The organism is Streptomyces sp. NBC_01508 (assembly GCF_045040315.1).
Lineage (GTDB): Bacteria > Actinomycetota > Actinomycetes > Streptomycetales > Streptomycetaceae > Streptomyces.
In genome coordinates this window covers 1,625,259-1,647,180 of sequence record NZ_CP109419.1, presented here as the reverse complement: position 1 = coordinate 1,647,180, position 21,922 = coordinate 1,625,259, and the positions used below count along the sequence as shown (strand labels likewise).

6 protein-coding genes are annotated in these 21,922 nt (G+C 70.9%); all 6 read right to left on the bottom strand.

The genetic code is table 11. The features are described from left to right. Genes OG700_RS07330 through OG700_RS07305 form a run of 6 tightly spaced genes read right to left on the bottom strand, consistent with a single transcriptional unit; the run spans position 1 to position 21,912 of the window. A complete protein-coding gene (locus OG700_RS07330; RefSeq protein ID WP_405610696.1) occupies positions 1–4,707 on the bottom strand; it encodes an SDR family NAD(P)-dependent oxidoreductase in 4,707 nt (1,568 codons plus the stop codon). 14 nt (positions 4,708–4,721) lie between these two features. Then, positions 4,722–9,347 carry an SDR family NAD(P)-dependent oxidoreductase gene (locus tag OG700_RS07325; protein WP_405610693.1) on the bottom strand — a complete coding sequence of 1,542 codons (4,626 nt, stop codon included), beginning with the start codon at positions 9,345–9,347 and terminating at the stop codon, positions 4,722–4,724. Then, a complete protein-coding gene (locus OG700_RS07320; protein WP_405610690.1) occupies positions 9,344–10,591 on the bottom strand; it encodes an ACP S-malonyltransferase in 1,248 nt (415 codons plus the stop codon). Before OG700_RS07320 ends, OG700_RS07325 begins: the two co-directional genes overlap by 4 nt. Next, positions 10,588–20,472 carry an amino acid adenylation domain-containing protein gene (locus tag OG700_RS07315; protein ID WP_405610687.1) on the bottom strand — a complete coding sequence of 3,295 codons (9,885 nt, stop codon included), beginning with the start codon at positions 20,470–20,472 and terminating at the stop codon, positions 10,588–10,590. Before OG700_RS07315 ends, OG700_RS07320 begins: the two co-directional genes overlap by 4 nt. Further along, positions 20,469–21,632: an acyl-CoA dehydrogenase family protein gene (locus OG700_RS07310; RefSeq protein WP_405610684.1), complete on the bottom strand. Its 1,164-nt coding sequence runs from the start codon at positions 21,630–21,632 to the stop codon at positions 20,469–20,471. The genes OG700_RS07315 and OG700_RS07310 overlap by 4 nt, the downstream gene beginning before the upstream one ends. Continuing rightward, positions 21,616–21,912, bottom strand: a complete 297-nt coding sequence (locus OG700_RS07305; protein WP_405610681.1) for a phosphopantetheine-binding protein — start codon at positions 21,910–21,912, stop codon at positions 21,616–21,618. The genes OG700_RS07310 and OG700_RS07305 overlap by 17 nt, the downstream gene beginning before the upstream one ends. Positions 21,913–21,922: the final 10 nt, after the last annotated feature.

Below are 21,922 nucleotides of genomic sequence, written 5' to 3'. Positions count from 1 at the left end.
CTAATTCCCCCCGCTGCCTTCGGCCTCGGCGAAGAGGCTGGTCAGCTCCGCGTCGCCGATCTCGTCCAGCGCCCGCATGAGCGACGCGTCCTTCTCCGGGCCGGCCGCCGGCTCCCCGTCGCCGTCGCTGTCGCCCGCCGTGGCGGGCAGTTGTTCGTCGATGTAGCCGGCGAGGTCGGCGACCGTGGCGTAGGAGAACAGGTCGGCGATGTCGACCGCTCCCGGGAACGCCTCGTCGACCAGCGCCAGCAGTTGCGCGGTCACCAGCGAGTTCCCGCCCAGGTCCTGGAAGCTGGTGTGCGCGTCGACCTCGGCCAGGCCGAGGACCGCCCCGTAGATCCCGCCCACGCGCAGTTCGGTCGGCGTCGGGTCGGACTGCCCCGTGAGGCGGACGTCGGCACCGTCGCGGCCCCGTGCCTCCGCCGCCACGACGGCGTTCTCCAGCGCCGCCGCCAGTTCCGGCCGCAGCCGGAAGGGCAACTCCCCGAGGTGGTCCCTGAGTACCGGGGGGTTGACCTCGGACGGGACGACACGCGTGGCCGGCGCAGAGGTGATGAAGTGGGCCAGCCACGCCAGCCCGTCCTCGACCGACACGGCCACGAACGGCGCGTCGTGCGTGCCCAGTCCGTAGGCGGCGGCCATGCCGACCTCGGTCCACGAGGGCCAGTTGACGCTGAGCGCGTGGATCCCCTCGGCACGCGCCCGGGCCGCGAGGGCGTCCATGAAGGCGTTGGCGGCGCAGTAGTCCCCCTGGCCCCGTCCCCCGGTGAGCGCGGTGATCGAGGAGAAGAACACCAGGAACGCGCCGGGGTGGTGCCGTGTCAGCTCCAGGAGCGCGACGCTGCCGTCCACCTTGGGGGCGAGTACGTCACGGAAGACGGACTCCTCCTTGGTGGCCAGGAAGCCGTCGCCGGCGACGCCCGCGGCGTGCACGACCCCGTCGAGGGTGACGCCCTCGGCGCGCAGCCGCTCGCCCAACTCCCGTACCTCGGTGGCCCGGGTGACGTCACAGCGCACGTGCTGCGCCACGGCCAGCTCCCGGACGCGACCCTCGGTGGCCCCGTCCAGCGGCCGGCGGCCCAGGAGCAGGATCCGGGCGGCGCCCTGCCGCGCCATCTCCCCGGCGAGGGCGAGGCCGAGGCCGCCGGTCCCGCCGGTGATCAGGAAGGTCCCGCCCCGGTACAGGTCGTCGCGCGGCACCTCGTCCGTCTCGGCCCGGCGCAGTTCTTGTACGTACGTCCCCGATCCGCGCAGGGCCCTCGGCAGCGGGCCGGCGGCGCCGAGGCTTTCGCGGACCGTACGGGCGAGGTCCGTGTCCGAACCCGCGTCGAGCACGTCCACCGCGAGGTGTTCCTGTCCGATCACCAGCGCGAGCGCCGCGGTGGCGGCGGCGTACGGGTCGGCCCCGGGAGCGCCGACGCCGACGTCCCAGGTGTCCCTGCCGAGCACCCTCAGGCCGAGTGCCGGTTTGACGCGGTGGGTCAGCATGCCGCGGTAGAGCGCGAACAGGGCGTCCACGCCCCGGCCCCGGCGCTCCTCGTGCGACGTGTTCTTGTCCGCCGTGTGATCGGTGGCGAACAGGACGCCCTGGATGCCCTCCTCCCGCAGGCGTTCGCACAGCAGCCGCACGCCGTCCTCGTCGGGCGCGAACGCGTCACGAGCCGCGTCGGTGGTCTCGGCGAGGTAGCACGGTACGGCGCGGTGGCCCTGCGCCGTCACCTCGTCGACCAGGTTCCGTCCCGCCTCCGTGTCCGCGGCGATCACGGCCCACACCGCGCCGCCGTCCGCCGGCCGCTGAGCCGGGGGAGCGGTGTCGGGGGCGGGGACCCAGGCCAGTTCGAGGAAGCGCCGCGGGCCGTCCAGGCTGAAGCGCTCCCAGTCGACCTTCTTGACGGTGTAGTCGGTGATCTGGGCGAACGTCCGCCCGTCCGGGCCGACGAGGTCCACGTCGTAGGTGACCGTCTCGCCGTCGTGGCTGTCGTCGCGCACGGTGCGGATCAGCGAGTGGAACGTCTCGGGCATGGGGCCGTGCAGGACGAACCGCTTGTACATGTAGGGCAGGAACGTCTGCTCGCCGTTCTGCGAGATGAGGTTCACCGCGTTGTCGAGCTTGGCCGGGTGCAGTCCGTAGACCCCGCTCTCGGCGTCCGTCCCCTCCGGGAGACCCAGCAGCGCCATCGCCCGCCCGGCGGGCACGTCGCGCCACAGACCGCGCACCGAGTCCCAGCGCGGGCCGAACTGGAAGACACCGGTCTCGGTCTCGGCCGGGTACGGGTCGATGACCTCGGTCGCCGCGCGCTTCTGGGCCCGGATGTCGGGCGGGGTCCGCGGAGCCGGCCCGTCGAAGGGGCCGACCCGGCCCTCGACGTGCCTGATCCACTCGTCACCGCGCCGGCTCTCCACCCGGAACGTGTAACCGTCCCCGGTGCGGTCGAGCAGGGTGCGCACGGTGGCGCCCGTGCCGTCCTCCACCGCGAGCGGGGTGAGGAAGAAGACGTTCTCGAAGCGCGTGCCCCTGGTGTTCGCCACCGCGGCGAAGGCCGCCCGCGCCATCTCCAGGTAGGTCGTTCCCGGGACCACCGGACGGTGGTCGATCCGGTGGTCCGCGAGCACCCAGTGGGTCTGCGCGGACAGGGTGTTCTCGAAGACCACCGAGTCGGCGGTGCGGGTGATCTCCGTGCCGAGCAGCGGGTGTTCCGGGCCGCCGCCGCCGAAGCCGCGGACCCGTGTCTTCATCGGCTTGGCCCAGTGGCGGGTGCGTTCGAACGGGTACGTCGGCAGCGGCACCCGGCGCCGCGCCTCGTCCGCGTAGTACCGGCCGAAGTCGACGCCGGCGCCCCGTACATAGGCCGTGGCGATCGAGGTGAGGGCCGCCGGGTCGTCGTGCGCCCGGTGCTCGGCGAGCTGCGCGTTCGCCTCGTCCGACAGCCGCCGGACCTCCCGGGCCGTGAGATCGCCGGGCTCCCGCGAACTCTTCTTGTCGCTGACGACGGCGTGCACACCGTGGAAGATGCCCCGCCGCTCGTCGCTGCCCGGACCGTGGCGGCGCAGCCGGTCGACGGACTCGGCGAGCTCCGCCTTGCCCGAGGCGGCGATCAGCACCCGGTGCTCGTAGTGGCCGCGTCCGACGGAGGAGGTGTAGCAGATGTCGGCGAGCGACCACGGGCAGTCGCCCGCCAGCATCGCCGCGTACCCGTCGAGGAGTTCGCCCAGGGCGCCCTCGGACTTGGCGCTGAGGGTGAAGGGGTAGCGGCCGCGGCCGGCGGGCTCGCTCGTGTACTTCGGCGCCTCTTCGAGGACCATGTGGCAGTTGGTCCGGATGAAGCCGAACGAGCTGATCCCGGCGCGCCTGGGCTCGCCCCCGGTCTCCCACGGCGTCAGCCGGTCGTTGACGTAGAGCGGGCCGCCGGTGAAGTCGATGTACGGGTTGGGCACGTTGAAGTTGGCCGTCGGGGCCAGCGTCGCGGTCTCCAGGGACTTCACCACCTTCGCCACGGACGCCGCGCCGGACGCCGCCACCAGGTGTCCCGTCGTCGTCTTGAGCGAGCCGATCCCGCAGAACTGCTTGCGGTCGGTGTGCTTGCGGAACGCGTTGGTCAGGCCCTTGATCTCGATCGGGTCGCCGAGCACCGTGCCGGTGCCGTGCGCCTCCACGTACGAGAGCGTCCGCGGATCGATGTCCGCCTTGGCCCACGCGTCCAGGATCACCTTCTCCTGCATCAGCGCGTCGGGCGCGGTGATGCTGGTGGAGGCGCCGTCGTTGTTGACGGCCGATGCCTTGATGACGGCCCGGATGTGGTCGCGGTCGGCCAGCGCGCGCCGCAGCGGCTTCAGCACGACGATGCCCGCGCCCTCGCCCCACAGCGTGCCGTTGGCGCCGGCGTCGAACGTACGCACGGTGTCGTCGCGGGACTCGACGCTGCCCATCGACATGCTCGCCAGGAACTCGGGCTTCACCTCGCCGCCCTGCGAGATGTTGATGCCGCCGGCCAGTGCCATGTCGCACTCGCCCATCAGGAGCGACTGGATCGCCTGGTGGACGCAGACCGCGCCCGCCGAGCAGGCGGTGTCCGTCATCAGCGAGGGACCCTTGAGGTCGAGCTGGTAGGAGATCCGGCTGGCCACCAGGCCCTCCCAGGAACCCGACAGCTGCATCGGGTGGTTCTCCGAGAGCATGCGGTAGTACGAGTGGTTCGTCTGGTCCCTGCCCAGGAATACGCCGGTCCTGGTGCCCTTGACGCTGTCGCCTCCGTATCCGGCGTTCTCCAGCGCCTCCTGGGCCACCTCCAGCGCGATCCGCTGGTGGGGATCCATGTAGTCGGCTTCGAGCGGAGGAATGCCGAAGAAGCGGGCGTCGAAATGGTCGATCCGGTCCAGATATCCGCTGGGTGCGTGCATCCGGTCGATGTCGGACTCGGATATCGGGGCCCCGAGGATGAGTTCCGTGTAATAGGGGTTCCGCAGCATGTCGAGCATCTCGGCCTTACGCGCCTGCGGAAAGTCCCGGATGCACTGGTGCCCCACACTGAGGAATTCCCAGAACCGGTCGACACTCGGGGCCGCGGCGAACCGCCCGGCGAGCCCGACGACGGCTATGTCCTGGTGCGTATGGGTGGCCGAGAGCTCCAGCAGCAGCTTCTTGGCCTCCTCCCTGCCCAGTTGCCTGTTGGCGACCTGCGAGAGGATGAATGCCTTCACATTATCCATGAGACTTCCGATTCCTAAATGAGGCCGGGGGAACTGTCGACGGTGACCACGCCCTGCTCCGCGAGGTCCAGCAGCCGGTCGATCTCACCGCCGTCCGAGTCCGGGGCGGGCGCTTCGGCCGTGACCTCGGCCGGTGCAATTCCGAGTTTCTCCTTGAGGTACGCCGCCTGGGCCGCGACGGATGTGTACCTGAACAGGTCCACGACATCCATCAGACCCGGATAGCGCTCGTCGTAGAGCTTTGACATCTGCGATACCAGCAGGGAATTCCCGCCGAGATCCGCGAATTCCTCGTGTGCGTCGACCTCGGGAATGTCCAGCGTCGCCGCCCAGATCTCCGCGACGGTCCGCTCGACCACGCCGACGTCCTCCAGGCCGTGCAGTACGACCTCGCGGCCGTTCCCCGGACCCGACGGTCCTTCGCGGTCCACCCGCACCTGTGCGCCGGGCTTCCTCATCCGGCCGGGCATGACCACGGTCGGGTGGTCCTCCCAGGCCATCAGGGCCGTGAGTAGGCCGACCGCCTCGTCGGTGTCCAGCGGCCGGAAGGCCTCGTCCTCGTCCACGGCGTCCAGGCGCATCGCCATCCCGGTCTCGCGCCAGGCCGGCCACTGGACGCTGAGCGCCGGCAGACCGGCGTGGCCGCGGTACTGGGCCAGGCTGTCCAGGGCCAGGTTCGCGGCCGTGTAGTCGGCCTGCCCCGCGGCCGGTTCGAGAGCGGCGATGCTGGAGAACACGACGAAGTGGTCCAGGTCGTCGGCGAGCGTGGCCTCGTGCAGATGGACGCCGCCCAGGGCCTTCGGCCGGTAGACGCTCATGAACGAGTCGACGCTCTTGGTGTGCAGGAAGCCGACACCGGGCCGGCCGGCGAGATGGAGGACCGCCGAGATCCGGCCGTGCCGCGCACGGATGTCGCGTACCGCCCGCTCGACCGCCTCCCGGTCCTCCAGCGCGAGCCGCACGACCTCGAAGTGGTCGACCTCGGCCTCGATCTCGGACCGGATGTCGCTCAGCCGCGGTTCCCGCGCGGTGTCCGCGACCGGCGAGCCCAGCAGGACCAGCCTGCGCGCGCCCTGCCGGGCCAACTGCCGTGCCACCGCGGTGCCGAGCCCTCCGGTCCCGCCCGAGATGACGACCACTCCGTCGGTGGAGACCGGCACCGCGCCCCCGGTCCGCTGCGGGATCGGGGACTTCGCGAGATGCGGTTCGTACGACTGCCCGTCGCGCTGGAGGAGGAACGGCGGCCGGCCGGCGGCGCGTGCCTCCGCCACCACCCGCGCGGGGCCGGTGTGTTCGTCGCCGTCGAGACAGCGGATCCGCAGGCCCTGGTACTCCAGTGCCGCGACGCGCGCCAGCCCGGCCACCCCGGCCTGCCCGGGGTCGACCGCGCTCTCCTCACCCGTGACGGCGAAGGCGTTACGGGTCACGACCAGCAGACCGTCCGTGAAGGCGCACCGCCGCCGCGAGACGAGCCCCAGCAGGGCCAGCGTCGCGTCGACCGGCCCGACCACCCGGTCGGCGAGCGGGCCGGCCGGGTCCGCGGGCCCGCAGGAGAGCAGACCGAAGGCGAAGCGCCGGCCGTCGCCCAGCCGGTCGGCGGCGACCGGGTCCCCCGCGTCGGGAATGTGCACCCAGTCGTGTCCGGCGGCCTCCAGCTCCTTCCTCAGGCCGCCCAGCGCGCCGCCGAAGTCCCCGCCGAGCAGGACGGTGCCCCGCCCCTCGGCCGGGGCCGGTGGCGGCGTCGTCCTGCGGTACGTCCGCACCCAGCCGTACTCCGTGGCCGGCGTCAGGTCGAGGTTGGCCGCCGACTTGATGCAGTAGTTGTCCACGGTCAGCACGGTCCGCCCGGCGGGATCGACCACGCACACGTCGAAGACGTAGAGCTGCCCGGCGACCGACTCCGGCCGCTTCTTGAAGTGGGTGAACACCCGGGCCGGCAGGGGCCCGTGGACCGTGAGCCGGCCGTAGGAGAACGGCAGATAGAGACGGTCCTGCTCGTAGACGGTGTTGGGCGCGTTGATCAGTGCGTCCAACAGCGCCGGATGCAGGACGTAGTCGTTGATCTCCTCCCGGTGGGCAGCCGGCAACTCGTGCTCGTAGAGGAGTTCGCCCGCGTCGTCGTCCGCCAGGCCGTACAGCACACTGCCCGTCCAGCGCTCGCCGATGACAAGGCCGTTGGCGGGGTCGAGGTCGTCGTCCAGGAGGAGTTCGCGGGTCATCCGGCCCCGTACCTCCTCGATGTCGAGCGCCGCGGGAGGCTCAGGCACGGCTTCGTTCAGCAGCTCCGCGGAGGCGTTGCGCACCCACTCGCCGTCCGGCTGCCGCGTCGCGAGGGTGACGCGGTCCGTGTCGCCCCTGGCCTCGATGACGACGTGCACCTCGGCCTCCGTACCGTCGGGGACCGCGAGGGGCAGTTCGAACCGGATGTTGCGCAGCGTCAGGGGCGTGGCGCGGCCGAGCCGCCGCGCGGTCGACACGATCATCTCGACCAGGCCGGTACCGGGCAGGACGCTGACCCCCTGGATACGGTGGTCGGCCAGCTCCCACATCCGGTCGGGACCGATCCGGGACACGGAGATGTCCCGGTCCCAGGAGCGCAGGACGTCCGCGTCGCCGGTCAGTCCGGCCGACCGGCCACGCCGGCGGTCGGACTCGATCCAGCACCGGGTCCGGTCGAACGGGTGGGTGGGCAGCGAGATCCGGCGCGCGCCGTCGGCGGCGGCCGATCGCCAGTCGATCTCGGCGCCCCGGACGTACAGGTCGGCGAGCCGGTGCCGGGCGTCCCGGCCCGTCCCGCCTTCCGCGAGCAGCGACACCGCCCGGCCGCTCAGGAGGTCGCGATCGGCTTCGGTGAGGGCATCGGGGCCGGTCGTCGCGGTCCGTTCCAGGACCGGACGGAACTCCCCGTACGCCACGTCCGCGTCCGCGCCGCCGTCCACGGAGCCGTTCACGGAGCCGTTCACGTTCAACTCCGCGTCCGCGAGGAAGCGTTCGAGCAGTGCCACCAGCTCGGCGCGCGAGCCGAAGGTGAACGCGGCGCGCACCTGGTGGTGCAGACGTCCGGCCGACGCGGTGAAGGCCAGATCGGCGAGGTTCACCTCGTCGTCGCGGGTCAGGAAGGCGCGATAGCGCTCCGCGAGCCGCCTCAGCCCCCGCGCGTCCCGGGCGCTCAGCGGCAGCAGGAAGCACTCCGGGGCTCGGGCACCCGCGAGTTCCCGCGCCGGAACGGGGTCCGGACTGCGCAGCACCAGATGGCAGTTGGTACCGCTCAGCCCGAAGCTGTTGATTCCCGCGTAGAGAGTCTCCTGGGGGTCGTCCGACCACGCGACCGTGGTGTCGTTCACGTAGAGCGGGGTCAGCGGGAAGGTGATGTTCGGGTTCGGCTCCTCGAAGTGGAGGCTCGCCGGCAGCGTTCGGTGCTTCATCGAGAGCACGAGCTTGGCGAGGCCCGCCAGGCCGGACGCGTTGTCCATGTGCCCGATGTTCGTCTTGACCGTGCCGATGCCGCAGAACTGCTTGCGCGCCGTCTGCCGGGAGAAGGCCCGCTCGATCCCGCTGATCTCGACCGGATCGCCGAGCCTGGTCGCCGTACCGTGTGCCTCGATGAAGCCGATCCGGTCGGCCCCGACCCCGGCGTCGTTGAGGGCCGCCTCGATCAGGTCCGCCTGCGCCTGCGCGTTGGGGGCGGTGATGCCGTTGGAGGCGCCGTCCTGGTTGACCGCGCCGCCCATGACGACGGCGTGGATGTTGTCGCCGTCCCGCTCCGCGAGGTCCAGGGCCTTGAGGACGAAGACGAAGCATCCCTCGGCCGGACGGGTGCCCTCGCTCCTGCGGTCGAAGGTCCGTGTGCGGCCGTCCGACGACGACGTGTCCTGGATGTCCTTGAGACCGATGCCGGAGGCGTCGGCGGTGATCGGCAGCAGGTCCGTGTTGGCCGCTCCGACGACCGCCATCGCGCACTCGCCGCTCTGCACGGCCCGGAAGGCCGTGTAGGCGGCCACCAGACCGGACGAGCAGGCCGTGTCGACCAGCAGCGAAGGGCCCTTGAGGTCCAGGAGGTAGGCGAGCCTGCTCCCGGTGATCGACTTGACGTTGCCGGCGACGGAGATCTCCGGTGCGTCGGGCGCGATCGCCTGGATCAGCGCCCGGTAGTCCTCGCCGAAGTCCGCGGACATCCCGGCGTAGACACCGACCCGCTCCCCGCGGATCTCCTTGTTCAGATAGCCGGCGTCCTCAAGGGCGGCCCACGCGGTCTCCAGGAAGATCCGCTGGTTCGGATCGATGGTCTTGGCCTCCCGCGGGGCCAGGGAGAAGAAACGGTGGTCGAACTCCGCCACGGAGCGCAGCCGCGTCCCGCGCATGTAGCGCTCCTCCGCCACCGGCGTCGGCGCGCCCCGGGCGGCGAGGTACGCGGCGACGTCGGCGCGCCGCTCGGCCGAGAGACCGCCGGGTGCCTCCTCGCCGCGCAGGATCATCGTCCAGAACTCGTCGAGGCTCGTGGCCTCGCCCGCCCGTCCGCTCATTCCGATGATGGCGACGGGACCGTGGTCGCGCCGGGGCACCGAGTGGGTGATCAGGGCCTCGGAGTCGTCCGGGAGTTGGGCCAGGTCCAGATCGTCAAGGCCGAGCAGGGGTTTCATCCGGCGGGCACCCCCGCATCCGTACGAAGGTGTGTGTCGCCGGTCCGTACGAGGACCGACGCGATCCGCTCCCGCCGCTCCGCCTCCGGGACCTGCTTGGTCGTCATGATCACGCCCAGCAGCTCCAGGACGGTCGCCTTCTGCTCGTCGGACAGCTCGTCCTTGTCCACCTGGTTCAGCTCCTGGAGCCGCCGGTAGGGCAGCACCACGCCGTTGGTGTACTGCTCCTCGTCGAAGTTGCGGTTGCGCGTCGCGGCGGCGGCGCCCAGGCACAGGCCGACCAGTCCGGGCTCGCGCCGCTTGCGCTCGGCGAGTCGGTCGAGCGCGGCGTACGCCTCGTCGGGCTCCGCGTCGAGGCTGTGCACGGCGCCACCGTCCACGGCGTCCTGGAGCAGCTTCTTGAGCACCTGCTTCGGCCCCACCTCCAGCCACAGCGCGACGTCACGTTCCGCCAGCGCGGAGACGGCGGTGCTCCAGCGGACCGGGCTGGTCAGCTGAACCGCCAGGGCGTCCTTGATCTCCCGCACGCTCCCGTAAGCCCGGCCGGTGACGGTGCTGTACACCGGAACGGCCGGCTGCGAGAACTCGATCTCCTCGACGGCCCGGACGTACGACGGGACGGCGTTCGCCATGAACGTGCTGTGGAACGCCCCGCCCACGTTGAGCCTGACGACCTTGCAGCCGCGTTCCTCCAGATACGCGGTCAGGTCCTTCAGGTCGTCGAGCGCACCCGACAGCACCGTCTGCCGCTCGGCGTTGTAGTTGGCGACCTGCACGGTGCGCGTGCCGGCGTTGAACCCCGCCACGCACGTCTCGACCTCCGCCGCCGGCATCTTCAGGGCGGCGATCATCCCGGCGCTGTTCTCCGCCGCGCAGAGCTGCATGGCCTCGCCGCGGACCTTGACCAGGCGCACCGCGTCGTCGAAGGCCAGCGCACCGGCGGCGAGCAGGGCGGTGATCTCGCCCAGACTGTGCCCCGCCATGGCGGCGGCGGGCGGCCTGCGGTCCGCGTGGAGCACTTCGTACATCGAGTGGCTGAGGACCAGCAGCGCGACCTGCGCGTGCGCGGTCTTCGTCAGTTCGCCGGGCGGCGCGTTGAAGCAGAGGTCCTCCAGCGAGTAGCCGACGATGTCGGACGCCTGCCGGAAGCGCTCCCGCACGCTGTCGTGCGCGTCGAACCAGTTCTTGCCCATGCCGGGGAACTGGGACCCCTGGCCGGGGAACACGATGACAAGGTCGTTCACGAGTTGCCCTTCTCCTTGGATGTACGCGACGGGGCCGGCCCCGTGTCGGACGGCTCACTCAGCACACCGAGGAGCCTGCGGAAGCCGCTCAGCAGTCGTTCCACCGCCGCGGAGTCGATCTTCCGGGCGTAGCCGATGCCGACGGCCGGGGGTTCGGCCAGGAAGTCGAGCCCCAGGACGAGGTCGAAGTGGCGCAGCAGCCGCGTCTCGTCCACCTGGCGGCTGTCACAGAACGCGATGGACACCTTTCCCCCGGCGTTGCGGCCGGCGGTGAACCCGCCGAGGGGGACCTGGTTCGCCCCGTCGGGCCGGTGCCCCTCCTCGTCCAGGATGTCCCGGAGGTCGCTCCTGCCCGCGAAGTCGAACCGGACCGGTACGGCGACGTCCGAGCCCCGCACGACGCACAGGGTGATGTCGTCCTGGCCGAGCAACTTGCCGAGGGTCAGGGCGAACGTCGCGAGGACCAGCTCCTCCGTCTCCCGGCCGACGTCCTTGCGCAGCCGGGCCAGTCCGTCCCTGATCCGCGGGGACAGGGTGGTCTCGACCCGGCCGCCGCCCGTGCCGGCCCGCGCGAACCAGGCGTCGGGGAGCCGGACACCGGTCTCGGCCGGCGACGCGCCCGCCTCGCGGCGGGCCAGCTTCTCCTCGATGTGTGCGCGGAGCCTGCCGATCGTGGGGTTGGCGAACAGGTCGCTGACGTCCAGCAGTCCGGGGAACGCCGCGTCCAGTTCGTTCAACAGCAGGATCAGGCTGAAGGAGTTGCCCCCGAGGTCGAAGAAGCTGTCGTCCTGCCCGATGGGTACGTCCCCGAGCGTCCGCCTCCACGCGGCGGCCAACTCCCGGTCCACGCCCGGCCGGGCGGCGGCGGCGCGGTCCGGCGCCGCCCACTCGACGCTCTGCCGTCCCAGTGCCGTGCGGTCGACCTTTCCGCTGGTCGTCACGGGTATGCCGGGGACCTCCGTCAGGGTGGCGGGGACCATGTGGTCCGGCAGCCGCTCCGCGAGGAAGGCCTTCAGGACGTCCTGTCCGACGGTCCCGCCCCGCTTCGCCTGGTAGAACCCGCGGATGACCCGGTTGCCCGGCGACAGTTCGTGGACGACCGTGGCGGCGGCGGTGACCAGCTCGTGTCCGGCGATCGCCCGCTCGATCTCCTCCAGTTCGATCCGGTGACCGCGGACCTTCACCTGGTTGTCGGTCCGTCCCAGGCAGTGGACCTCGCCGTCCTTCCAGACGGCCCGGTCACCGCTGCGGTAGATCCGTCCGGCACCGAACGGGCTGTCCCGGAACACCTCATGGTTCAGCTCGGGCCGGTTGAGGTAGCCGGGTGACACCCCGAGGCCGCCGATCCACAGATCGCCCTCCATGCCCTCCGGGACCATCCGCAGCTCGTCGTCCAGCACATGGAGGGTGGTGTTGGCGATCGGTGTGCCGATGCTGACGGCGGTGTCACCCGTCAGCTCCTTGACGCTGGACCAGATGCAGGTCTCCGTCGGGCCGTAGACGTTGAAGATCTCCAGCGACGCGTGCTCCCGCAGCCCGTCGAGCAGGTCTTCCGGGAACGCCTCGCCACCCACGACGAGCTTCTTCAGCGCGTCCAGCGCCTCGAAGGCGGCGTCCGGGTCGGCGTGCAGCAGCCGGAGCCGGGTCGGCGTCAGCTGTACGTGGTCGACACCGTTGCGGACGACGAACTCGGCGATGCCCGCCGGGGTCCGGACCTCGTCCTCGTCGGCCACGACCACCGTGCCGCCGGTGACCAGTGTCAGCAGCGTCTCCAGGAGGTGGATGTCGAACGACGGCGTCGTCAGGCACGCCACGGTCTTCCGCTCGCCCCAGCGCAGCGCGTCGGGCATCCCCGTGAGGAAGTTGGCGAGGGACCCGTTGGTGACCGTGACGCCCTTCGGCCTGCCGGTGGAGCCGGACGTGAAGATGACGTACGCCGGATCGTCCGGCGCCGCACCGGTCCGCGGAGCGTCGTCGACCACCTCGTCGGGTACGCCACCCTCCGCCAGGACGAGAACGGGAGCCCCGGGGTCCGGTGGCACGGCGCCCTCGAAGCAGACGATCGCCGCGGGACGGGCGGTCTCGACGAAGTCGGCGAGCCGCTTCGGCGGTGTGCCGACGTCCATCGGCAGCCAGGAGCAGCCGATCCGGTTGACGGCCAGCATCAGGGTGATCAGCTCGGGCGACGGCGGCAGGAGGAGCCCGATCACGTCCCCCTCACGGGCACCGTGGGCCCGCAGGAAGGCGGCGTGACGGTCCACCCGCCCGGCCAGCTCCGCGTAGGAGACGTCCACGCCGCAGAACCGCACCGCCGGCTCCCGCGCGTACGTCTCGCTCGCCACCTCGAACAGCTCCGACAGCGGCGGCGGATCCGCGACGACCGGTCCGGTGCCCAGGGCGGCCAGGCGCTCGCCCGCCGCGTCGTCGAGCAGCGACAGCTCGCCGACCGTACGGTCCGGGTCCCGCACCACCTGGGCCAGCAGGGCCTGGAACCAGTCCATCAGCCGGGCGACCCGCTCAGCGCCGTAGACGTTCGAATGGTTCACATCGACGAACAGCCCGCCGTCGCGCTCGGTCAGCTCGAAGGTGAAAGCGAACATCGAGCCCCGCGCGCCGAGTTCCTCGGTCGTCGCGGTGAGTTCGCCGAAGCGGCGCGCACGCGTCCGGGCGTCGGTGTAGATGAACATCGTGTCGAACAGCGCGTTGCGGCCGTGGTCCCGCGCCAGGTCGAGTTCCTGGACCAGGACGCTGTACGGGTGGTACGCGTGGCTCATCGCGCCGAGGCTGGTCTCCCGGACCTGGCGCAGGAGTTCGGAGACCGGGGTGTCGGCCGTCGGCCGGATCCGCAGCGGAAGCGACTCGGCGAACATGCCGACCGTCTTCTCGAACGAGCCCAGCATGCGCTGGTCCATCGGGACGCCGACGCACAGGTCGTCGTCGCCGGTGGCCTTGGCCAGCAGCAGCGCCCACAACGACAGGTAGAAGACGGACGGCGTCGTCCGCTCCCGGCGGATCACCGCCGTGGCGGCCCGGTGCAGCTCGGGGTCGACCTGGAAGTAGTGGCGCCGCCCGGCGAAGTCGTTGACCGGGGGAGGCGGCGAGTCCGCCGGAAGGCTCAGGGGCTTCGGTACGGTGGCGAACTGCTCCCGCCACCACCGCCGGTGGTCCGCGTACTCGGGGCGGGCCGGCGCACCGGACAGGGTGCGTGCGAACGCGGCGTACTCGTCGGAGTGCTCCGACTCCTCGTGTGCGTCGAGCCGGCCGTGTGTCAGGTGCTCGGCCAGGTCGTTGAAGATGATCTCGATCGACCGGCCGTCGACGGCGATGTGGTGGAAGGAGACGACCAGCAGGTGCGTACCGTCCGGGTCGACGACGATGCCGTAGCGCCACAGCGGCGGCTTCGCCAGGTCGAGCGGCCTGTTCAGCACCGCCAGGACGTCATCGACGGTCAGCGACGGGTCCTGGGCGCGGTCGAAGAGGTGGAACTCCGGGCTGACGTCCGGCGCGGTCATGGCCCGCACACCGCTCCGGCCGACCTCGTAGTAGCGCCGCAGGTTCGTGTGCTTGCGGCCGATCGCCCGGAAGGCGGCGGCGACCCTGTCCCGGTCGAGCGGGCCGTCGAAGCGGAGGCCGAAGACGATCTGGTACGCCTCGTTTCCGCCGCGCATCCGGGACAGGAGGTAGACCCGCTGCTCCAGCGAGGTGATGTCCGCCGGCCCGTCCGGTCGTGGTGCGACCGCCGTACCGGCCCCGGAGGTCCGGGAGCTCCCGGAGGTCTCGGACGCCCCCGGCGCCCCGGGCAGGGCCGCGTTCGCCGGCCGGCGCCGGAAGTCGAACCCGCCCGCGCGCAGCGCTTCCACACTGACGCGGACCGCCTCCAGGATCCGGTCCTGGTGCTCACGGGTGTGGGCGGCGGAGAAGTTGGCCGTCCTGCGCTCCCACACGTAGACGCCGTGGTGGTTCAGGAGCTTGAAGAACAGGTTCTGGGTCAGCGTGGCGTGTGCCACGTCCCGTGGCGCCAGCGGTTCCCACTTGTACATCGACGCGAAGTGGGCGACCGTCAGCGGCACTTCCTCGGCCTCGAAGTACGTGTTGGCTCGGCGGGCGAACTCGGCCGTGTAGTCGTTGAGTTCGGCCAGCATCGCGGCGCCGGACTCCTTCAGGCGCGTGAGTACGGCCTTGCACGCGGCCATGGCCAGCGGGTGCTTGCAGAACGTCCCGGCGAAGAAGGTGGTCGGGGCGGCGGGCTTGGAGTCGTCGGTGTCGACCCAGGCGCCGCCGTCCACGGCGTCGAGGTACTTGCTCCGGCCGGCCACGATGCCGATCGGCAGGCCGCCCGCCACGAGCTTCCCGTACAGCGTGATGTCGGCCCGCACGCCGAAGTACGCCTGGGCGCCGCCCAGTTCCACCCGGAAGCCGGTGATCATCTCGTCGAAGACGAGCGCGATCCCGTGCTCCGTGCAGATCTCGCGCAGTTCGCGCAGGAACTCTCCCGGCTGTAGTCCGGGGTTCCGGGACTGCACGGGCTCGACCAGCACGGCGGCCAGCCCGGCGCCGTGCTCCCGGAGCCACTCCAGGGCTCCGGGGCTGCCGTACGGGCGCACCAGGGTGTTGTCGACCATGCCCTGCGGGACCCCGATGGTCAGCGGGACGGTGGCGGTGCCGTCCGTCTCGGCCAGGACTCCGTCGGAGCTTCCGTGGTACGAGTTGGTGAACCGGAGGATCTTGTCCCGGCCGCTCACCGCCCTCGCCAGCCGCAGTGACACCATCACCGCTTCGGTGCCCGTGTTGCAGAAGGCGACCCGCTCGGCGCCGACCATCTCGTGGATGAGCTCCGCGACCTCGCCGGCGAGCCTGTTCTGCGGGCCGAGCTCGTATCCGTGGTCGAGCTGGGCGCGGACCGCGTCGGCGATGAAGGGCGGGTTGTGCCCGAAGACATGGACCCCGTAGCCGATGGCGGTGTCGATGTACTCGTTGCCGTCCAGGTCCCAGAACATGGCACCGCTGGACCGGGCGGAGACGACCGGGTAGACCGTCTCCTTCACGCTCGGGTTGAAGTTGAGCGACGCGATCCAGTCCGCCAGTGTGCCGCGGTACTTGTCGGCGTACTCCTTCGACGCGCGGGTCCTGGCGACGTACCGCGCCACGAAGTCCGCGACGAATCGGCTCTGTTCGTCGTTGAGCCGGTCGTCACTCAGCGCGATGTTGTTGTTGTACGAACCGGCCTTGGCCGGGGTCGTCCCCGCCGCGTCGGCGCGGACGAGGGCGGTGGCGGGTGCGGTGGCGGGTGCGGCGACGCCCGCCGGTGCGGGGGTGGCTCCGAGCAGGCTGAGCTGCTGCCGCATGATCGCCAACTGCGCCTGGACGACAGCCTCAAGACCGCCCGCGGGCGGCTGCCCGGCGACGGCGGCGGGGGGCGGCGCGGCGACGGCGGCGGGGGGCGGCGCGGCCAGTTCGACCGGTCCGGCCGGCTCGACCGGTTCGGGGACGTTCCGCGGCTCGGATTCGGCGGGCCGGTTCGCCAGTACGAAGCCGGTCAACTGCCCCACCGTGTGCAGCGACTCGAAGAACATCCTGACCGGGAAGTCGACGGAGAACCGCCGGTCGATCCTCTTGACCAGCTGGACGAGCATGAGGGAGTCGACGCCGAGCGAGAACAGCTCAAGCGACTCGTCCATCGTGTCCACGGCGACGCCGGTGATCTCGGCCAGCGCCTCCGTCAGGAACGCCCGGACCGTTTCGCGTTCGGCTGTTCTACGCGTGTCATCCGTCGGCGTGTCCTGCGTGGCGCTCGCGATACCTCTGTCGATACCGCTGTCGCCGCTCTCGATGCCGGGGGACATCGGAGCACCCCCCTTCACGGTGTGGTCGTCGTACCAGATCCGCTGCTTGTCGAACGGTGTGTGGGGAAGGTCCCGCAGGAGTTCGCCGGGACCGCCCGGCAGCCGGCCGTGGTCCAGCGTCCGGCCGAGCCTCCACAGCAGGCCGGCGCTCTGAAGGAACTGCCGTATGTCGGAACGGCCCTTGCGCAGACTCGGGACGGTCACCACGTCCGGCGGGCCGTCCTGGGCGATCAGGCCGCCGAGCGTCGCCATGGGCGCGACCTCGACGAACACCCGGAAGCCCTGGCCGACCGCCGTGTCGACCGCCGACGTGAACAGGACGGGGTCGACCAGGTGGCGGCTCCAGTACTCCGCGCCGATCACCGAGTCCGGCGGCACCGTGCGGCCGGTCTGCGAGGAGATCCACGGGATGCGCGGAGCGGCGAACCGCTGATCGCGGATCTGCTCGTACAGCTCCTCTCCACCGCGGGCCATCCCCGGCGAGTGGAAGGGGTGCGAGATGTCCAGGCGCTCCACGAAGATCCGCTGCTTACGGGCCTTCCGCAGCACCTTGTCGAGGCTCCGTGCCGGTCCCGAGACGGTGACGTTCTCCGCCGCGTTCACGGCGGCCACCGTGACGTCGGGGAAGTCGCCCAGCAGTTCCCCGGCCCGCTCGCGGGAGCAGAGCAGCGTCGCCATGCCACCGTCGCGCGGCGTGTCCTCCATGACCCTGGCCCGGCGCAGCACCAGGTCGACGGCCTGCTCACGGCTCATGACACCGGCGAAACAGGCCGCCGCGTACTCACCGATGCTGTGACCGAGGACCGCGGCCGGGGTGACACCGAGCGCCTGCCAGTACCGCGCCAGCGCCAGCTCGACGGTGAAGATCATCGGCTGGGTGTGCAGCGGTGACGCGAACGGCGCCTCGTCGTCCCCGAACATGACCTCCAGCGGGGAGGCACCGCCGGCTCGTACGAACGCGTGGTCCAGTTCGTCCATCTCGCGGCGGAAGAGCTCGGCGTGGTCGTACAGCTCACGGGCCATACCGGGGTACTGCGTTCCCTGACCGGAGAAGACGAAGACCTCGCCGGCGGTGTGGCCGTCGGGGAGCACGGTGTCGTCCGAGGCCGCCGCTTCGGCCGCGGCCGGGAGGTCGGCGAGGGTGTCGCAGACCAGCGCCCGGCGGTGCCTTAACTCGCCTCGCCCGCCCAGTGTGTGGGCGACGTCGGCCAGGGGCGCGGAGGAGTTCCGGCTCCACCCGGCCAGATTGCGCAGGGCGGTCCGCAACGCCGCTTCCGACTGGGCCGAGACGGTGAGCAGCCGCGGCGTGGCGGGCGCCGGCCGGGGCGGCTCGACGGGCTCGCGCGGCTGGTACTCCTCGACGATGACGTGGGCGTTGGTGCCGCTGATCCCCAGTGAGGTGATCCCGGCCCGTCGCCTGCCGCCCGCCGGATCCCACGGGGTCTCCTCGGAGACCACCTCGATCGGGATCCGGTCCCAGTCGATCCGGCGGTTGCCGGTGCGGAAGTGCAGGGTGCCGGGGAGGCGGCCGTGTTCGATCGCGAGGACGACCTTGCACAGGGCCGCCATGCCGGACGCGGACTCCAGGTGTCCGAGGTGCGACTTGATACTGCTGATACGGAGCTTGGTCCGGCGGTCCGCGAACACCCGGGCGAGGGCGTTGACTTCCTGCGGGTCGCCGATGGGGGTGCCCGAGCCGTGGGTCTCCACGTAGGACACGTCGTCGATGCCGAGGCCCGCGTCGGTCAGGGCGCTTCGGACCACCTCGGCCTGGGCCTTGCCGTTCGGCACGGTGAAGCCGCTGCTGCGACCGTTGTGGTTGATCGCGGAGCCGCTGAGGACCGCCAGGATCCGGTCACCGTCGCGCTCGGCGTCGGAGAGCCGCTTGAGGACGACGACCGCCCCGCCCTCGCTGCGGATGTACCCGTCGGCTCCGTCGTCGAAGCTGCGGCAACGGCCGGTCGGCGAGAGGGCGTTCAGCCGTGACCACGACACGTGCCCCTCGGGGCTGAGGATCAGATTCACCCCGGCGGCCACGACCATGTCGCAGCCGCCCTGCCGCAGTTCCCGCATCCCCAGGTGCACCGCGTACAGGGACGAGGAGCAAGCCGTGTCGATGGCCATGCTGGGGCCCCGGAAGCCGTAGGCGTAGGAGATCCGCCCGGCCGCCGCGTTGGCCATGTTGCCGGTGTAGGTGTACGCGTCGGGGGAGTGCCCGAGGTCCGCCCCGACCTGCTGGTAGTCGTTGTTGTAGATCCCGACGTAGGTGCCGACCCGCTGGTTGTCGCCGGCGGTGAGGGGGTCGATCCCGGCGTCCTCGAACGCTTCCCATGTCAGTTCGAGGAGGAGTCGTTGCTGCGGATCGAGGAGCCGCGCCTCCTTCGGCGAGATGTTGAAGAAGAGCGGGTCGAACCGGTCGACCTCGTCGAGGTAGCCGCCTTCCGTGGTCGTGATCCCGGCGGTGTCCAGCGGGCTGTGCCGCCATCGGTCGGCGGGTATCTCCCCCACGACGTCGATGCCTTCGCTCAGCACCTCCCAGAAGCGGCCCCGGTCGCCGATACCGCCCGGCAGCCGGAAGGACATCCCGACCAGCGCGACGGGTTCCGACGGGTCGACGGGGCGGGCGGGGCCGGCGGGGGCCGCTGCCCGGGTCCCGGCGTCCGGCCGTCGCGCCTTCGGCACCAACTCGCGTACCAGAGCGGCGACGGTGGGGTTGTCGATGGTGAAGGTGCTCTCCAGCCGGACGTCCAGCCGCCGCTCCAGACGCTCCCGGAGCGAGACGAGTCCCAGCGAGTCGAACCCGAGGTCGAAGAGACCCCTCTCGTGGTCGCGACGGCCCAGGGTGATGTCGCCGACGGTCACCTCCGGCACCGTCTCGCCGCGCACCGCCGCGACGACCACCGCGCACACGGCCTCCGCCAACTCGTCGTCGGCGGCGGGCTGATCCCGCGGTCCGTCCGCGCGACAGGTCATCCCGACCGCGCGGGCGTCCGCGGCCGAGGGGGCGACGGACCGCTCGTACGACTCGTACGGCTCGGACGGTACCGACGACCCGGACGGCGCGGCCAGCTCGGCGAGCGAGACCAGGAACCGGCTCATGTCCCGCTGACCCCGGTACAGCGTGCCGATCACCGGAACACCGCTCCCGGTCGCCTCCACCGTGGAGCGCATCGCGGTCGCCAGCACCGGGTGCGGGGTGGGCTCGATGAGCGCGGTGTGGCCGTCGGCCAGCACGGCCCGCGTGGTCTGTTCGAACAGCATGTTCTGCCGCAGGTTGCGGTACCAGTAACCGGCGTCCAGGTCACGGGTGTCCAGCGGACCGCCGGTCACGCTGGAGTAGAACGGGATGTGGGCGGCACGCCGGACGACCTCTCCCAGGGAGCCCAGCAGCCAGTCGCGCTCCTCCTCCATCAGGGACGAGTGGCCCGCGATGCGGACCGAGAGCCGCTGGGCGTACGTCCCCCCGGCCCGCGCCTCGTCGACCAGCCGCACGATCTCGTCGCGGTCGCCCGCGACCACCACCGCTCGCGGAGCCATGACACCCGCGATGCCCACGGCGTCGCCGAACGGCGCCAGCCGGGCCTGTGCCTCCTCCGGGGGGAGTGCCAGCAGCGCCATGGCGCCGGGGGCCTTCACCCGCGCCTGTGCCTCGCTCCAGATCGCGATGACCCGGGCCGCCTCGTCCAGGGAGAGCGCGCCGGCGACGGTCGCCGCGGCGACCTCACCGAGGCTGGCGCCCGCGACGGCGTGCGGCTCGACGCCGTGGGACCGCCACAGCGCGGCCAGGGAAATCTGGACGGCGAACACCACGGGCACCGAGACGTTCACGGGCTCGTACGCCGAGGGATGCTCCGCCCGGAGCACGTCGATCAGGGACCAGTCCACGTGCGGCGCCAGGGCGTCCGCGCACTCGCCCATCCGCCGGGCGAAGACCGGTGAGCCGTCGAGCAGTTCGACCACCATGCCGGGCCAGACGGCACCCTGCCCGGGAAAGACGAACGCGGGACGCGTATTCCCGCCGGTGTCGCGAAGCTTCATTTCCCCCACCCTGATCCTGAGCCGGCAAATTTCTTGTATCCGTGGTCGGCGATCATCAATTGCTGCAATTGAGAGGTGCCTTCGATGATCTCCAGGACCTTCGCCTCCCGGAACAGTCGTTCCGCCGGATACCGGTCCCAGCATCCGTTTCCACCGAGAACCTGCACCGCGTCCGAGGTCACCTGCTGGGCGATCGTCGAGGAGAAGTACTTCGCGATGTTGGTCTCCATCACCGCGTCGGCGCTGCGTTCCATACGCAGCCGGCCTGCTCGACGGCAGAGTTCTCGCGCGGCCCCGACCTGGGTGACGGCGTCCGCGATCATCTTCTGCACCAGTTGATGGGTGCCGATCTTCACCCCGAACTGCTCGCGTTCGCCGGCATAGGTACACATGGTCTCCAGCGCCGCCTGGGCTATCGCGACGCCGGCCCAGGCAATGCTGTAACGGCCGTGGAAAAGGGCCGTGTTCGCGACGAGGCCGAATCCAAGACCGATGCCCGACACGAGGTTCTCGGCGGGAACCTCGACATCGGTGAGGGAGACCTCGGCCATGTGCGTCGCCCGGTTGCCCAGCATCCCGGACATCGGGTGGATCTCCACGCCCGGCGCCTCACGTTCGACGAGGAAGGCACTCGTGGCATCGTTGTCGACCGCGAAGACCATGAACAGATCGGCGACGCCGGCGAAGGACGTCCACTTCTTGCGTCCGTTGAGGACGAAGACGTCGTCCTTCTTGATGTACGTCGTGGCGACGGACGCGGCATCCGAACCGGCATCGGCCTCGGAGAGGGCGAAGCACGCGATCTTCCTGCCGAGGGCGAGATCGGTGAGGTACTTCTCCTTGAGCCGGTTCGACGCCCGTTCGGCGAGGGTTTCGGCGACCAGGGAGGTGTGCACCGTCAGCAGGGCCCTCGTCGACGCGCAGGCTTTTCCTATCGACTCGGTCAGTTCGCCGTATTCGAGGGGGTCGAGACCGTGGCCGCCCCACTTCGTCGGTACCACCGCGCCGAGGAACCCGGCGTCGGCCATTTTTGTGATGACGTCCGCCGGCAGGCATTCGGCCCGGTCGAACTCCGCGGCCCGGTCGGCGAGTTCGGTCTCGGCGAAGGAACGGGCACGGGACTGGATGTCTGAGGGGTGCTCCTCATTCGCCTGACGCATTTTTCAGCTCACCCACCATGGTGGATATTCTGTGGACCGAGCTGAAATTCTGCAGAGTGATGCGGTCGTCCGGCACCTCTACGTCGAAAGTGGTCTCGATGAAGTCCAGGAGCTGCATGGCGAAGATCGACGTGACGAAACCCTTCTCGAAGATGTTGTCGTCGTCGTGAAGGTCCTCGTCCCGCAGTGCGTTCATGTTCGACCGCACGTAGTCCCGGACGGTGTCCGCAGTTTTCACCGCCGCACTGTTCCCCGTGTTCGTGTCCGTCTCGGTGTCCATGAACGCTTTG